Origin of the sequence: Streptomyces sp. NPDC102467 (genome assembly GCF_044765445.1) — a bacterium.
Taxonomy (GTDB): domain Bacteria; phylum Actinomycetota; class Actinomycetes; order Streptomycetales; family Streptomycetaceae; genus Streptomyces.
On record NZ_JBIWKA010000003.1, the window covers coordinates 330,040 to 344,817 of the forward strand.

The following is a 14,778-nucleotide window of genomic DNA, read 5'->3' on the forward strand; positions in this document are numbered from 1 at the left end:
GCCCCTATTTGGTACGTTTCTGGGTCGCCTCAAACAGATACTCCCCCCACGATCACCCTTCCCAGGAGCAGCAGCGTGCTGAGCGGTTTCAAAGACTTCATCCTTCGCGGCAACATCGTCACCATGGCTGTCGGCCTCGCCATCGGGTCGGCCTTCACGGCCCTGGTGACCGCCTTCACCGCCGCGTTCATCACTCCGCTCCTGGGCTGGGCGACGGGCTCCATCGGCAACTACTCGGACGCCTATTTCACGCTCGAGAACGTCAGGTTCCCCTACGGCAAGCTCATCAACGCCGGCATCGCCTTCATGATCACCGCCGCGGTGCTCTACTTCGTGATCGTGCTGCCGATGATGAAGATCACGGCCCGCGCCGACCGCAACAAGCCGATCGACATCAAGGCCGCCCTGCGCGACTGCCCCCGCTGCTTCAGCCAGATTCCCGGCATCGCGACCCGCTGCCCGCACTGCACCAGTGAGATCAAGGCCGACGAGGCGGCCATGGAGATCGCGGGCCTGTTGCCCGAGCCGCGCTGACCCGTACGGCCTACATACGCGCCCCGCTCACCGAGCGTGCACAAGGGAACTCGTCCCGCCCGTCTGGCGTTGACCAGTACGGGAGGGTCCACTGGACCTGGGCACAGCAGCCACCCGCAGCGACTCGCGGGTCCAGTGGAAGCAGTGAGAAAGCAAGCAGCGGGTTCCCCTGCCGCACCATCAGGAGGGCGTACCGTGCACCGCCGGCACAACGGGTTGAAGACAGCCGTACTCCTTGGGGGCCTGTCCGCCCTCATCCTCGTCATCGGCAGCTTTTTCGGCCGTATGGGGCTCGTCATCGGACTCGTCATCGCGATCGGGACGAACGCGTACGCGTACTGGAACAGCGACAAGCTGGCCCTGCGCGCGATGCGGGCCCGCCCGGTCAGCGAGTTCGAGGCGCCCGCCCTCTACCGCATGGTCCGCGAGCTCTCCACGCAGGCCCGTCAGCCCATGCCCCGCCTGTACATCTCACCGACAGAGGCACCGAACGCGTTCGCGACGGGCCGCAACCCGCGCAACGCGGCGGTGTGCTGCACCGAGGGAATCCTGCGCATCCTGGACGAGCGCGAGCTGCGCGGCGTCATCGGGCACGAGCTCAGCCATGTGTACAACCGCGACATCCTGATCTCGTCGGTCGCCGGAGCCCTCGCCTCCGTGATCATGTTTCTGGTCAACTTCGCGTGGCTGATCCCGGTCGGCCGCTCCAATGACGACGACGGCCCCGGCATCTTCGGGATGCTCCTGGTCATGATCCTGGGCCCCCTCGCCGCCTCTCTCATCCAGCTCGCCATCAGCCGCTCGCGGGAGTACGAGGCGGACGCCTCGGGCGCCCAGCTGACCGGGGACCCGCTGGCCCTGGCCAGCGCCCTGCGCAAGCTCGACGCCGGTACGAAGCAGCTCCCGCTGCCACCCGAGCCGCGCATCGAGACGGCGAGCCACATGATGATCGCCAACCCCTTCCGCCCCGGCCAGGGAATGTCGAAGATGTTCTCCACGCACCCGCCCATGGCGGAGCGGATCACCCGGCTCGAGCAGATGGCAGGTCGCCAACAGTGAAGACAATCCTGAACGTCATCTGGCTGGTCCTGAGCGGCTTCTGGCTGTTCCTCGGCTACGTGTTCGCGGGCCTGCTGCTGTGCATCACGATCATCGGCATTCCGTTCGGCATCGCGGCCTTCAGGATCGCCGTCTACGCCCTGTGGCCCTTCGGGTACACGACAGTCGAGCGCAGGGACGCGGGCGCGCCGTCCTGCGTGGGCAACGTGCTGTGGCTGGTTCTCGCGGGCTGGTGGCTGGCTCTGGCGCACATCTTCACCGGCATCGCCCTGTGCGTCACGATCATCGGCATCCCGTTCGGCATCGCCAACTTCAAGCTGATCCCTGTGTCGTTGATGCCGCTGGGCCGCGAGATCGTCAGCACGGACCAGCCGTTCGCGGCGCGCTGAGCGCAGCCCCCGCGCCGGGGTGTCCCGGCCTGTGTCGTGCGCCGCACCTTCCAGGTCACCGCAACCGTCCGGCGCCTACGTATCGTCCTTCTGGGCAACAGTGCAGCGAGGCAATATCGCGCAACTCAGCACAGCAGAGGGGCAGAACACGGCATGAGCATCATCAGCTGGATCATCCTTGGACTGCTCGCCGGTGCCATCGCCAAGTTCCTGCTCCCGGGCCGCGACCCGGGCGGTCTGATCGGCACCACGCTCATAGGTGTCGCGGGAGCCTTCATCGGTGGCTGGATATCGTCCCGTTGGCTCGACCGCCCGATCAGCAAGGACTTCTACGACACCGCTACATGGGTCTCCGCGATCGGTGGCGCCCTCGTCCTCCTGATCGTCTACCGCGTCTTCTTCGGCGACTCCCGTAGTCGCCGCTGAGCAGCAGCCGACAGCCGGCAGCAAGAAGGGGCGGTACCCGGCCGGGTACCGCCCCTTCATCCACGTAGGCGACTACCAGTGCTCTACCGGTAGTTCACGTACTGCAGCGCGAAGTCGAAGTCCTGACCCTTGAGCAGCGCCTGCACGGCCTGCAGGTCGTCACGGCTCTTGGAGCTGACCCGCAGCTCCTCGCCCTGCACCTGAGCCTTGACGCCCTTGGGGCCTTCGTCGCGAATGATCTTCGCAACCTTCTTGGCGTTCTCCTGGGAGATGCCCTCCTCGATGGAGGCGAAGATCTTGTACTCCTTGCCGGAGAGCTGCGGCTCGCCGGCGTCCAGGGCCTTCAGCGAGATGCCCCGCTTGATCAGCTTGGACTGGAAGACGTCGAGGATGGCGTTGACCCGCTCCTCGGAGTTGGCCTCCATCAGGATCTTCTCGCCGGACCAGGAGATGGATGCGCCCACGTTCTTGAAGTCGTAGCGCTGCGAGATTTCCTTGGCGGCCTGGTTGAGGGCGTTGTCGACCTCCTGCCGCTCGACCTTCGAGACGATGTCGAAACTGGAGTCGGCCATGTCCTGTGGCTCCTTGTATCGGGGTTGCGTCGGGCACCGATCGGGCTCCGATCGGCTTCTGGTCGGGCGCGCCGAGGCGTTGCGCCGCATGCAAAGCCTAGTCACCGCCCCGGCCCCCACCGGCGATCAATCGGGTGGCGAAGCACCCCCGTGCATCAGGTATTGTTTACGACGTTGCCAGCGAGCACCGCCACACAGCGGGGCACAAGGCAGCAAACCCAAGGCGGTGTGCCCGAGCGGCCAAAGGGAGCAGACTGTAAATCTGCCGGCTCAGCCTTCCCAGGTTCGAATCCTGGCGCCGCCACACTTGGGGGAAGCCCCCTCCGGATTCCGGAGGGGGCTTCGTCATGCCCGGGCCGTGCCTGCGCTCAGCAGCCCGTGGAGCGGGCCCAGGGGCGGCACGGGCAGATGGACGCGACCCCAGAGGCTCCGCCGTGCCCCGGGCCGCTCAGCGCTGCACGTACCCCTCTCGCAGCGGCCCTCCGTCCAGCTGCAGCACGTCCTCCGCCGCGGCGGCCAGTGGAGCCGGGTCGGCGTGTTCCGCGACCGTGCGGTGGCCGGCGAGGAGGGCGGCTCCGCGTTCGGGGTCCGCGGTGAGCAGGCGGCGCGGGAGCCAGCGGCCGATGCCCGTCCAGGCGCCGTGGAGCGCGGTGAGGAGGTGAGCTGCCTCACGGAGAGTGACGTCGGCGATCGCCAGTTGCTCGTACCGCTCGGTAGGCGGGGTGTCGAGCAGGTCGTCCATGAAGCAGGTCAGGACGTAGCGGCTGCGCTCCCGCTCGGCCCGGGTCAGCGGGACAGGACCTGCCGCGAGGAGCTCCCGCGCCCGCGCCCGCGCGTGGGTGACGTGTCCGTGTGGGTCGAGCAGCGGGATGCCCTGGTCGTAGAGGAACAGGATCGTGCCCCGGCGCAGTGAGCGGTCCCGCTCGAAGCGGCCGGGAAGGTCGCCGAGGGTGTGCAGGAACAGTTCGGCCGGGCGCCCCTCGTGGCGGAGCACCTCGCGGCGGCTCGTGTCGGTGTCGGGCAGCAGGACCGCCAGGTCCAGGTCGCTGGTCGGCCGTGCCCGGCCCCGGGCGGCCGAGCCCCCGAGCACGGCGCCCAGGGCGTGCGGGTAGCGGTCCGCGAGCAGCCGCAAGGCCTGGGCGGACAGCTCGGGGGAAGCGGCGGCGGCCGTGGCTGTGACCGGGGAGCTGGAGCGGCCGGTCAGCGGCGCGTGATCATTCATGCCGTACGGGTCTACCGGCGGGCCCGCGCCCCGTCCACACCCTTTGCCGGGTCATTCCTGAGCAAGCAGAGCACTTGTGTGACGCATGGTGCGGCTCTAGGGTGAACCGCCCTATTGCATACGGGTGTTCGAGCTCAGATGAGTCCGAGGGGGAGGCATGGAGATCAAGAAAACCGTGATCCGTGAGGAAGAGCGCACCAATCGTCGGCCGGCCATCATGGAGAAGCGGCCGACTCGCTGAACTACGAGGAAAAGGGCGGCATGCGCGTTCAGTTGGTGACCATGCCCTGGCACCCGATCGATCTGCCCTCCCTCCAGGTGGGCCTGTTGCACCAGTTGTTGCGGCAGGTCCGCCCGGGCGACGAGGTGGGCGAGTTCCACGGCTCGCTGCGCTGGGCGGAGTTCCTGCTCGAACGCTCCGACGGCAGGCTGCGACCCGGCGACTACGAGGCGATCGGCAGCGACTCGATCTTCCACGGACTCGGCGACTGGGTTTTCTCCGGCGTGCTCTACGAGGACGAGAACTGGGGCGTCGCGAAGCTCCACGCGTACGCGCGCGGGCGCCAGTTGTGCGCCGACACCCTCGACACCGTCTCCGAGATGCGGCTGCACGCCGCCGAGTACATCGAGCGGTGCGCCGACGAGGTGCTCGCCCACGCTCCGGATGTCGTCGGGTTCACCAGCACCTTCATGCAGAACGTGCCGTCGCTCGCCCTGGCCCGCGAACTCAAGCGCCGCAGACCGCAGTTGACCGTCGTCTTCGGGGGCAGCAACTGCGACGGCCCCATGGGCCACGCCCTGCACCGCAACCACCCCTACGTCGACCTCGTGGTGCGCGGCGAGGGGGAGTACGCCCTCCCGGCGCTCCTTGCCCACCTCGACGCGGGCACACCCCCCGACGACGTACCGGGACTGTGCTGGTGGGACGGTTCCCAGGCGGCCCGGGTCTCCCGCGCCAACACCGAGACACGCCGGACCGTGGCCCCCGCCGACATACCTTCGCCCGACTACGACCAGTGGCACGCGGAGATCGAGGCGTCCCCGGTCATCGAGTACGTGTACCCGAAGCTGGTCGTCGAAGGGGCCCGCGGCTGCTGGTGGGGCGAGAAGCACCACTGCACCTTCTGCGGCCTCAACGGCACCGCCATGGCCTTCCGCGCCAAGCCCGGCGAGCGGCTGTGGAGCGAGGTCGAGCGGCTCGTGCGCCGCCACCGCATCCTCGACGTCGTCACCGTCGACAACATCATCGACATGGCGTACTTCAAGGACTTCCTGCCGCGCGCCGCCGAGAGCGGCTGGGACCTACGGATGCACTACGAAGTGAAGTCCAATCTCAGCCGGGAGCAGATCGCCCTGTTGAGCGAGGCCGGAGCCGTCCTGCTCCAACCCGGCATCGAAAGCCTCAGCGACCGCGTCCTGGACCTCATGGACAAGGGCGTCACCGGCGCCCGCAACATCCGTACGCTGCGCGAGTTCGACAACCACGCGATCACCTGCACGTGGAACTACCTGTACGGCTTTCCGGGCGAGACCACCGAGGACTACGCGCGCGTACTCGACCAGATGCCGGCCCTCGTCCACCTCCAGCCGCCCGGCGGCGCCCACCGCATCCAACTGGAGCGGTTCAGCCCGCACTTCACCGATCCGGGCCTCGGCTTCGGCAAGCGCCGACCCGCCGAGATGTACGGCCACGTCTACGAGTTGCCCGAGAGCGAACTGGCCGACCTGGTCTACCTGTTCGACACCGAGGACGCGGGCATCGGTGGCGCCGTCGAGAACCGGCTCATCCAGGCCGTCGCGCAGTGGCGGGCGGGGCACGCCACCTCGACCCTCGTCATGGAGGCGGCGGGCGAGGACGCGGACGCCCTTCTGGTGCACGACCGGCGCCTCGGCTGGCCCCCGCGCACCTACTGGTTCAACGGCTGGCAGGCGGCCGCCCTGCGCCACCTGGAGGACGGCCGCACCGAACCCGCCCTCCACCGCAGACTGGCCGCCGACGGGCACCCGGTCTCCGCCGAGGAGGTGGGGCAGTGGCTCACCGAGGCCGTCGCGCTCGGCCTGCTCTTCCGTGACGGCCGTACGTACGTCTCCCTGCCGACCCGGACCGTACCGATCCGCATCGACCGCGAAGCCGACGCCGCGCCAGACGGCGAGCCCGCACAGCAGGCGGTGGCCGGATGATGACCACTCGGCCCCCCACTCGGCCCGGAGCCCGCTCCACCGTTCTCCCCGCCGTCCTGCCGCCCACCGTGGACCACCGCCTCACCGGCGCCGACGTCCACGTGCACGAACCGCTGCCCCTGCGCGGCGACGGCCGCACCACCACACAGGCGGTCCAGTTCCTGCGTGAGTGCCTGAGTTACGGACTGCGCGTCACGTATGACGTCACGCACCCTGCCACCGGCTCTGTACCTCCTACGTCCGGACGTCGTACGTCCGAACCTCCTACGTCCGAACTTTCTACCTCCGAACCTCCTACGTATGACCCGTACTTTCGCGCTCTGCGCCACCTGCCTCCGCCCGCCGAACATCCTGAAGAGCCAGCCGAGTTGACGCGCTGGCGGACCGGCCACTCGTACGGGATGCTCTATCACCGCCGAGGCCCCGGCTTCATCACCGTCATGGACCGCAGGGAACGCCCGGCATCGGCCCGGTTCACCCTCGACCACCCCGATCTGCTGGCCGCCTTCGACGCGCTGCACGAGGCCACATCCCTGAACGCACTCGCCCCTGCGCGCAGGGAAGCCGCCGAACTGCTGGCGGACGAACGGCTCGCGCTGATCGTCGACGGATGGGCGGTGGCGCTGCCGCCGCGCCTGCGCCGCTGGCCGGTGCCCTGCACGGGGATCTGACGGGTGGCCACGGCCCCGGCCGACACCTCACTGTGGCGACACCGCCCGTTCGTCCTGCTGTGCGGCGAGCAGATCGCCAGTTCCCTGGGGCGGCAGATCACAGCCCTCGCCCTGGCTCTGCTGGCGGTGACGGGGCTGGGCGCGGGGCCGTTCGGGGCGGCCGCGGTGCTCGCGCTGACCTACCTGCCCGGAGCCGTGCTGAGCCCCCTCGCCGGGGTCCTCGTCGACCGGGTGCGGCTGCGGAACCTGCTCGTCACGGTCACCGCAGCCCAGGCCCTCGTCGTCGGCTCGATCCCGCTCGCGGATGCGGCCGGGCACCTGACGCGCGGGCACCTGTACGTCGTCGCCGTCGTCTCCGGCGCCCTGACCTTCACGCTCTCGGTGGCGCTCCAGGGGGCGCTGCCCCGCGTCGTCCCGTCCGGCCGGCTGCTCGGCGCCAACTCCGCGCTGACAGCGGCCCGTACGAGCGGGCAGATCGGCGGCCCCGCGCTCGGCGGCGTCCTGGTCGGACTCGTCGGCCCCGCCCGGGCCCTGCTCGCGGGCGGCGCGGCCTACGTCGTGGAGGCGCTGCTCGTTCTCGCGCTCCCGGCCGCGCTCAACATACGTAGGAAGCAAGGCGCCCGGTCCCCGCTGGACGCGCTGCGCTCCGGCCTCGCCGTCGTCCGCGGCCAGCCGCGACTGCGCCGCATGGTCCTGTCCGGCGCGGGCCTCAATCTTGGAAGCGGCGCCGCCACAGCCCTTTACGTCTTCTATGCCACCCGGGAACTGGCGCTCAGCGCTTGGCAGTTGGGTGCCACTTACGCCGTCTACAGTGCGGCCACGGTCGCGGGCGCACTCCTCGCAGGCCGGTTCGCCCGCACCACGGGCCTGTGGCGGGCCACCCAGGTGTGCGGCCTGGTGGCGGGCGCCGCGGCGTTCCTGATCCCGGCCGCCTCGTTCGGTCCGGCCTTCGCGCTGTTGCTCGCATACCAAGTGACGTACGGGCTCTCCGGAACCGTCTGGATGATCTCCATGACGACGACGCAGCAACAGGCCACTTCGGAGGACCTTCAGGGCCGTGTCGCCGGGCTCGTGCAGTCCGTGCTCCTGACGACCGTGCCGGTCGGGGCGCTCGGCGGTGGCGCGCTGGCCGCCTGGCTCGGCAACGTACCCGTCCTGCTGGGCTCCGCGGCGGTCGCACTCGTCTCCGCGGCGACGCTGTGGGCGCCCGTGAGCGGGGCCGCGGAGTCCCTCACCCCACCCCGGCACCCGCAAGCGCCCGCAGCACCCCATGTGCCCGGGAGACCCCCTCAGGAACGCTCCTGAGGGGGTCGCACCGCGTGCCAGTGACGTTCACGGCGCAGACTTGACCCATGTCATCCACGTCGACCGTGTCTTCAGGGTCTTCAGCGTCCCGCCGCCGCAACTGCCCCGAGTGCCGCCGCGACATCGCCGTCGTCGGGGGCCGCTTCGCCCGCCACGACCCTCCCGGCGCGCGCGACGCGGGAGAACTCGTCTCGTGCCCGGGCTCCCGCCGCCGGGCCCAGCTCGGCGCGGTGCAGGACGCGCTCGACGGATACACGGTCCCGCGCGTACCGGGGCAACTGCCACTCTTCTGAGTACGGCTCCCGGTACGCGCTCTCCCGCTCGCCTACGGAGACCGGTTCGCCCTACGGAGGTCAGCTCAACCTCGAGAGGTCAGCTCACCCTCGAGAGATCAGCTCGTCCTCCGGAGACCAGTCCGCCTCCGCAGATCAGTTCCCGGCGACCGACTTCACGGCCACCGTCACCGGCGCGGTCCCGGAGATCAGTTCGAGCGTCAGCCCGGCCGTGGCGGGTGTGTCCACCAGCTCGGCGAGGACCACGGCCACGTCGTCGCGCGGTACCGTCCCGCGCCCGGTCGAGGCCTCCAGGCGGACGAGGCCGGTGCCGGCGTCGTTCGTCAGCGACCCGGGCCGCAGGATCGTCCAGTCCAGGCCGGTACGCCGGCGTACGTCGTCGTCGGCCGCGCCCTTGGCCCGCAGATACGCGTCGAAAACCTCGTCGCCCTGATGCGCGGAGTCCGCGCCCATCGACGACACCACGACGTACCGTCGCACCCCGGCCCGCTCCGCCGCGTCCGCGAACAGCACGGCGGCGCCCCGGTCCACGGTGTCCTTGCGGGCCGTGGTGCTGCCGGGACCCGCGCCCGCCGCGAACACGGCAGCGTCCGCGCCCTGAAGATGCGCGGCGACCTCCTCCACCGACGCCGACTCCAGGTCGCACAGGACCGGTTCCGCACCGGCCGCACGCAGGTCGTCACCCTGCTCGGCGTTGCGGATGATGCCCGCCACCTCGTCGCCGCGCGCGGAGAGAACCCGCTCGAGCCGTAGTGCGATCTGACCATGACCCCCAGCAATGACAATGCGCATGCTTCCGACCGTACGCCGGGCTGCGGATGTTCGCCGCGCAACCAAGTCCGCGTCCCCCGCGCGTGGGGGTCCCTGAGGCGGCCACGCACGCGTAGAGGCGCCTCAAGCAGGGCCGCTGCCCTTGTGCTTGGCGGCCCGGCCCTGCCGTGGCAGGTCGAGCGCCACCGCCGCCGCCGAGTCGCAGTACTCCCGCACCGCACTGGTCCGCGCCACCACCCGCCCCCGGTGCACGACGATCCGGCTGTACGCGAGCGAGAGCGCCGCCGCCAGCTTCTCGCCCCGTACCGCGAGCAACTCCGCGGGAAAGCCCGCCTCCAGGCGCACCTCCGGCAGCCCCAGCGCGGCCCTGGCCGTCGAACTCACCGCCTCGTACGCGTCCTCGGGCCGCATCCCGTAGCGCGAGGCCAGCAGGTACGCGGCCTCCAGCGGGTCGCCCCGGCCCACCGGGTTCGAGACGTCCCGCAGCGCGCCGCTGCCCGCCGTCACCCGCACGCCGGCCGCGCGCAGCAGCCGGACCGGCGCCACGTCACGGCTGTCCACCCCGGCGCACCCGCCCTGCGGCAGGCACGCCACCGTCACGCCGGCCGCCGCGAGCCGGTCCACGGCCCGCCGTGCCGCCTCGCCCGGCACCCGCGCGAGTCCGCCGAGCGGCCCCACGACGACGCCGGAGCTCAGCCCGCCCGCGGCCGCCGCGAGCCTGCCGAGCCGCGCCGGGTCGGTCCCCTCCGTATGGAGGTCCACCGGGCAGCCGTGCTCGGCGGCGACTTCGAGTACCGCCTCCACGTAGCCCGTCGGGTCGGGGTCCAGATCGGGACAGCCGCCTACTACGGATGCGCCCATTTTCACCGCGTCCCGCAGCATCGCGAGCCCGTCCGCGCCGGCGAGTCCGGTCAGCAGCCGGGGCATCGCCACCGTCCGCAGATCCGCGAGCCCCACCAGCGAACGTCGTGCCTGCAGAGCGGCCTCCATCGAACCGAGCCCCTCCATGTCGCCGATCCGCACATGGGAGCGCAACGCGGTGGCCCCGTGGCCGAGTTGCAGCAGTGCGGACTCGGTGGCGCGGCGCTGGACGTCCTCTGCGTCGTGGCAGACGGGGCCGTCGCAGTCGGCGGACAGGGCCGTGGCGCCGTGTGCGTGCGGCTCCGCCGGGGCGGGCAGCAGGAGGTATCCGGCGAGGTCCACGCGCGCGGTGTGGGCGGTGAGGCTGCCGACCGTACCGACCGCCTCGATGCGCCCGCCGCCCAGCCGCACGTCCACGACCCTGCCGTCGGTGAGCCGGGCCCCGCACAGCAACAGGCCGGAGCCGTCGGGCGCGTCGTCCGGGGAGCCGGGGGAGGGGGGCTGCTGAGGCGGGCTGTCGGGCATCGCGCTCCAGAGGGCTCGTCGAGGGCTCGTACTGCGGTCAGGTCACGGACAAGATCGCGCAGGATGGGTCGAGCCTAGGACGACGGCAGGAGACCTTCGAGGACCCCGAAATAGTCGTACAGATGGGGTCCGTGGGGCACCTGCGCTGATCACCTGAAACGGATTTGGGCGAGGGCGCGCAACCGTGTAATGTCTTCATCGCTCGCCCCAATAGCTCAGTCGGTAGAGCGTCTCCATGGTAAGGAGAAGGTCTGCGGTTCGATTCCGCATTGGGGCTCTGGTGTGAAGTTCCCTCACCTTCGGGTGAGGGGTCATTGCATCACAGCGGTGTAGCTCAGTCGGTAGAGCAAGCGGCTCATAATCGCTGTGTCACCGGTTCAAGTCCGGTCACCGCTACTGACAGTAGCCGATTGCGGGGTCTGTCCTCCGATCGGCTACTCTTTTATGTGTTGAACTCGTCCCATCCGTTCGTCAAGGAGCACTCACGTGGCTGCCACAGACGTCCGCCCGAAGATCACGCTGGCCTGCGTGGAGTGCAAGGAGCGGAACTACATCACCAAGAAGAACCGGCGTAACGACCCGGACCGACTGGAGATGAAGAAGCACTGCCCGCGTTGCAACGCGCACACCGCGCACCGCGAAACGCGATAAATCAGGCTTGTACTCGAGGCCGTCCCCGTAAGGGGGCGGCCTCGAGTCGTTGACACACCCAGGAGGTGCCGAGTCCATGGCGCTCGACCAGTCCTTCGTGGGACGGACCTACCCGTCCACCGCCCCGTACGAAGTCGGCAGGGAGAAGATCCGCGAGTTCGCCGAGGCGGTGGGGGAGACCAACCCCGCCTACGTCGACCGTGAGGCCGCTCGGCAGCTGGGCCATTCCGATGTGATCGCCCCGCCCACCTTTGTGTTCGCGATCACTTTCAAGGCCGCCGGTGTGGTCGTTCACGACCCGGATCTGGGGCTCGACTACAGCCGAGTGGTGCACGGTGACCAGAGGTTCGCCTACACGCGCCCGGTGCGCGCGGGCGACAGGTTGACCATCAGCTCGACGATCGAGGGCATCAAGTCCCTCGCGGGCAACGACATCATCGATGTCCGCGGTGAGGTCCACGACGAGGCAGGCGAGCACGTCGTGACCGCCTGGACGAAGCTCGTCTCGCGCGCCGCAGAGGAGGCCTGATCATGGCCACGACCATCAAGTACGCGGAGGTCGAGGTCGGCACCGAGCTGCCGGCCCAGACCTTCCCCGTGACGCGCGCCATACTCGTCCAGTACGCGGGCGCCTCCGGTGACTTCAACCCGATCCACTGGAACGAGAAGTTCGCGGTCGAGGTGGGCCTGCCGGACGTGATCGCGCACGGCATGTTCACCATGGCCGAGGCGATCCGCGTCGTCACCGACTGGACCGTCGACCCGGCCGCTGTCGTCGAGTACGGCGTGCGCTTCACCAAGCCGGTGATCGTCCCGAACGACGACAAGGGCGCCGAGATCCAGGTCAGCGCCAAGGTGGCGGCCAAGCTCGACGATAACCGGGTGAGGGTCGACCTGATCGCCATGAGTGCGGGACAGAAGGTGCTCGGGATGTCCCGGGCGGTCGTTCAGCTCGCCTGACAGGCATCTCCGGCGCTGCATTCGTCGCCGCATACGTAGCTGTGAGTAAGGGGCGCCCTCTCTCGAGGGCGCCCTCTCTCGAGGGCGCCCCTTACTGTGTTCTCCGGCACAGCCGCGGTTGACGTAGGTAGTGATTGGCCACTAACTTATCCGCATGGTCAGGATGAGTGCGGAGGAGCGGCGTGAGAGCGTCGTTCGCGCGGCGATGATCGAGTTCGCCCGCGGCGGCTACAAGGGGACGTCCACCGAGGCGATCGCCAAGCGGGTGGGTGTCTCGCAGCCGTACCTCTTCCGGCTCTTCCCGGGCAAGGAGGCCATCTTCCTCGCGGCGGCCCGCCGTTGCTGCGAGCGGACCACCGAGGTGTTCCGGAAGGCGTCCGAGGGGCTGGAGGGGGTCGAGGTCGAGGAGGCCCTGGGTGGGGCCTATCTGTCCCTCATCGCCGACGAGCCCGACATGCTGCTCATGCAGATGCAGATCTACGTGGCGGTGGCCGCCGCCGAAGCGTCAGGTGACGCGGCGTTCGGTGAAGAGGTCCGCGGCCTGTGGATGGAGATGTACGACACGATCCTGTTGGCCATGGGGGCGGACGTCGACGATACGAGCAAGTTCCTCGCGGAGGGGATGCTGATCAACGTCCTGGTGTCGATGGGCTTCCCGTCCGATCACCGGGTCTGGACCGGCTGCTTCGCGTCGCCGCAGGCCAAGCAGGCCAGGCAGGCTGAGCGGGCCGAGCAGGCCAAGTAAGCCGGGCAGGCCCGCGAAGCCGAACGGGCCGAGCAGTGCAGCACGTATTTCACGGGGGTGCGCATCTTTGTACCCGCGAAAGTTAGTCATCAATAACTAACCTAACGATCTCAAGGGGAAGAGATGTCACAGAAAACAGCGGCAACGCAGCGCGGGGGAGCCGTATGGGCCCTCGTCATCACCAGCGTCGCCGGATTCATGGCGGCTCTCGACAATCTCGTCGTCACCACGGCCCTGCCGTCCATCCGGCAGGATCTCGGCGGCGCCCTCGACGACCTGGAATGGACGGTCAGCGCCTACACGCTCACCTTCGCCGTGCTGCTGATGTTCGGCGCGGCGCTCGGTGACCGGTTCGGCCGCCGGCGTCTCTTCCTGGTCGGCATAACGATCTTCACCGGGGCCTCGGCCGCGGCCGCCATGTCCTCCGGAATCGGCTCCCTGATCGCTGCCCGCGCGGTGCAGGGCGCCGGTGGAGCGATCATGATGCCCCTCACGCTGACCCTGCTCAGCGCCGCGGTCCCGGCCGCCAAGCGCGGTATGGCGTTCGGCATCTGGGGTGCGGCCAACGGGCTCGCGGTCGCCTCCGGGCCGCTCATCGGCGGCACCCTCACCGAGCACGTCTCCTGGCACTGGATCTTCTGGCTGAACGTCCCGGTGGGCCTCGCCCTGCTGCCGCTCGCCCGCCTGCGCCTCAAGGAGTCCCACGGCACCGGCGCCCCGCTCGACATCGTGGGCACCCTGCTCGCCAGCGGCGGCCTCTTCGGCATCGTGTACGGGCTGGTCCGCGCGCCCATCGTCGGCTGGACGGACGCGGTCGTCCTGACCGGACTGTTCGCCGGTGCGGCGCTGCTCGTCGGGTTCGTGCACCACGGCATCCGCAGCAAGAACCCCATGCTCCCCATGCGACTCTTCCGTTCCCCCGCCTTCGCCGGGATCAATGCCGCGAGCCTGCTGATGTTCCTCGGGATGTTCGGCTCGATCTTCCTGCTCAGTCAGTTCCTGCAAGGCGTACTCGGCTACTCGCCCACCGAGGCGGGGCTGCGGATGCTGCCCTGGACGGGTATGCCGATGCTGGTCGCGCCGATCGCCGGATACCTCTCCGACCGGATCAGCGGCCGTACGATCGCCGCCGCCGGCCTGTTCCTGCAAGCGATCGGGCTCGGCTGGTTCGCCACTGTGATCTCCACAGACGTCTCGTACGCGGCTCAGCTGCCGGCCCTGATCGTCAGCGGGATCGGCATGGCCCTGTACTTCGCCCCGGCCTCCAACCTGGTCATGTCCAGCGTCCGGCCGGAGGAACAGGGCATCGCCTCCGGCTCCAACAACGCGCTGCGCGAGGTCGGCGGTGCGCTCGGCATCGCCATCATGGCGTCGATCTTCTCGGCGCAGGGCGGCTACGACACCGCGCAGCACTTCGTGAGCGGCATCGAGCCCGCGCTGTGGGTCGGCGCCGCGGTGGTCGCCGTGGGCGGTGTCGCCGCCATGTTCATCCCGCGGTCACCGTCCACGCCGACCGTGGCCCGCGACCCCGAGCCCGCCGCGCCCGTCCTGGAAAGCGCCTGACACGCGGTACGGCGACGGCCCCGCCCGAGTGGCGGGGCCGTTCTCGTACC

At 69.6% G+C, this 14,778-nt stretch carries 17 protein-coding genes and 3 tRNA genes; 16 read left to right on the top strand and 4 right to left on the bottom strand.

Features of this window, described 5'->3' with window-relative positions:
• Positions 1-75 precede the first annotated feature (75 nt).
• From mscL to ACIREE_RS07405, 4 genes are all read left to right on the top strand, one after another.
• On the top strand, positions 76-534 hold the full coding sequence (gene mscL, locus ACIREE_RS07390; RefSeq protein ID WP_404147615.1) for a large conductance mechanosensitive channel protein MscL: 459 nt from the start codon (positions 76-78) through the stop codon (positions 532-534).
• 195 nt (positions 535-729) lie between these two features.
• Positions 730-1,593: a zinc metalloprotease HtpX gene (gene htpX / locus ACIREE_RS07395; RefSeq protein ID WP_404147617.1), complete on the top strand. Its 864-nt coding sequence runs from the start codon at positions 730-732 to the stop codon at positions 1,591-1,593.
• The gene (locus ACIREE_RS07400) at positions 1,590-1,982 is read left to right on the top strand and encodes a YccF domain-containing protein (protein WP_404147620.1); all 393 of its coding nucleotides are present in this window, start codon (positions 1,590-1,592) and stop codon (positions 1,980-1,982) included. The genes htpX and ACIREE_RS07400 overlap by 4 nt, the downstream gene beginning before the upstream one ends.
• Positions 1,983-2,135: 153 nt before the next feature.
• Complete coding sequence (locus ACIREE_RS07405; RefSeq protein WP_404147623.1) at positions 2,136-2,408, top strand: GlsB/YeaQ/YmgE family stress response membrane protein; 273 nt, start codon at positions 2,136-2,138, stop codon at positions 2,406-2,408.
• Positions 2,409-2,491: 83 nt separating this feature from the next.
• Here the strand turns inward: ACIREE_RS07405 and ACIREE_RS07410 are convergent, their stop codons facing one another.
• On the bottom strand, positions 2,492-2,980 hold the full coding sequence (locus tag ACIREE_RS07410; protein ID WP_404147626.1) for a YajQ family cyclic di-GMP-binding protein: 489 nt from the start codon (positions 2,978-2,980) through the stop codon (positions 2,492-2,494).
• A gap of 222 nt (positions 2,981-3,202) precedes the next feature.
• On the opposite strand from ACIREE_RS07410, the gene ACIREE_RS07415 reads away from it, so the two are divergent.
• A tRNA-Tyr gene (locus ACIREE_RS07415) sits at positions 3,203-3,284 on the top strand.
• 144 nt (positions 3,285-3,428) lie between these two features.
• Here the strand turns inward: ACIREE_RS07415 and ACIREE_RS07420 are convergent.
• On the bottom strand, positions 3,429-4,202 hold the full coding sequence (locus ACIREE_RS07420; RefSeq protein ID WP_404147629.1) for a nucleotidyltransferase domain-containing protein: 774 nt from the start codon (positions 4,200-4,202) through the stop codon (positions 3,429-3,431).
• Between the two features lie 261 nt (positions 4,203-4,463).
• Between ACIREE_RS07420 and ACIREE_RS07425 the strand changes: the two genes are divergently transcribed.
• From ACIREE_RS07425 to ACIREE_RS07440, 4 genes are read left to right on the top strand one after another with little or no spacing between them, the layout of a single operon-like run.
• Complete coding sequence (locus ACIREE_RS07425; RefSeq protein ID WP_404147632.1) at positions 4,464-6,383, top strand: RiPP maturation radical SAM C-methyltransferase; 1,920 nt, start codon at positions 4,464-4,466, stop codon at positions 6,381-6,383.
• Positions 6,383-7,054, top strand: a complete 672-nt coding sequence (locus tag ACIREE_RS07430) for a DUF5825 family protein (RefSeq protein WP_404147635.1) — start codon at positions 6,383-6,385, stop codon at positions 7,052-7,054. The genes ACIREE_RS07425 and ACIREE_RS07430 overlap by 1 nt, the downstream gene beginning before the upstream one ends.
• A 3-nt stretch (positions 7,055-7,057) precedes the next feature.
• The gene (locus ACIREE_RS07435; protein ID WP_404147638.1) at positions 7,058-8,359 is read left to right on the top strand and encodes an MFS transporter; all 1,302 of its coding nucleotides are present in this window, start codon (positions 7,058-7,060) and stop codon (positions 8,357-8,359) included.
• Positions 8,360-8,406: 47 nt separating this feature from the next.
• On the top strand, positions 8,407-8,652 hold the full coding sequence (locus tag ACIREE_RS07440; protein WP_404147640.1) for a hypothetical protein: 246 nt from the start codon (positions 8,407-8,409) through the stop codon (positions 8,650-8,652).
• 135 nt (positions 8,653-8,787) lie between these two features.
• Here ACIREE_RS07440 and ACIREE_RS07445 read toward each other — a convergent pair whose 3' ends face one another.
• Together ACIREE_RS07445 and ACIREE_RS07450 are read right to left on the bottom strand one after the other, a co-directional pair.
• The gene (locus ACIREE_RS07445; protein ID WP_404147643.1) at positions 8,788-9,444 is read right to left on the bottom strand and encodes an SDR family oxidoreductase; all 657 of its coding nucleotides are present in this window, start codon (positions 9,442-9,444) and stop codon (positions 8,788-8,790) included.
• 102 nt (positions 9,445-9,546) lie between these two features.
• Entirely contained in the window at positions 9,547-10,809 is a 1,263-nt protein-coding gene (locus ACIREE_RS07450; RefSeq protein WP_404147645.1) for an amidohydrolase family protein, read from the bottom strand.
• Between the two features lie 204 nt (positions 10,810-11,013).
• Here ACIREE_RS07450 and ACIREE_RS07455 point away from each other — a divergent pair.
• The 7 genes from ACIREE_RS07455 (at position 11,014) to ACIREE_RS07485 (ending at position 14,728) form a co-directional block, all read left to right on the top strand.
• Positions 11,014-11,086: transfer RNA gene (locus ACIREE_RS07455), tRNA-Thr, on the top strand.
• A gap of 46 nt (positions 11,087-11,132) precedes the next feature.
• Positions 11,133-11,205, top strand: a tRNA-Met gene (locus ACIREE_RS07460).
• Positions 11,206-11,295: 90 nt separating this feature from the next.
• Positions 11,296-11,460 carry a 50S ribosomal protein L33 gene (gene rpmG / locus ACIREE_RS07465; protein WP_004571794.1) on the top strand — a complete coding sequence of 55 codons (165 nt, stop codon included), beginning with the start codon at positions 11,296-11,298 and terminating at the stop codon, positions 11,458-11,460.
• A gap of 76 nt (positions 11,461-11,536) precedes the next feature.
• Complete coding sequence (locus tag ACIREE_RS07470; RefSeq protein WP_404147648.1) at positions 11,537-11,989, top strand: MaoC family dehydratase N-terminal domain-containing protein; 453 nt, start codon at positions 11,537-11,539, stop codon at positions 11,987-11,989.
• A gap of 2 nt (positions 11,990-11,991) precedes the next feature.
• Positions 11,992-12,420, top strand: a complete 429-nt coding sequence (locus ACIREE_RS07475) for a MaoC family dehydratase (protein ID WP_404147651.1) — start codon at positions 11,992-11,994, stop codon at positions 12,418-12,420.
• 154 nt (positions 12,421-12,574) lie between these two features.
• Positions 12,575-13,165 carry a TetR/AcrR family transcriptional regulator gene (locus ACIREE_RS07480; protein WP_404147654.1) on the top strand — a complete coding sequence of 197 codons (591 nt, stop codon included), beginning with the start codon at positions 12,575-12,577 and terminating at the stop codon, positions 13,163-13,165.
• Positions 13,166-13,288: 123 nt separating this feature from the next.
• Complete coding sequence (locus ACIREE_RS07485) at positions 13,289-14,728, top strand: DHA2 family efflux MFS transporter permease subunit (RefSeq protein ID WP_404147656.1); 1,440 nt, start codon at positions 13,289-13,291, stop codon at positions 14,726-14,728.
• Positions 14,729-14,778 lie beyond the last annotated feature (50 nt).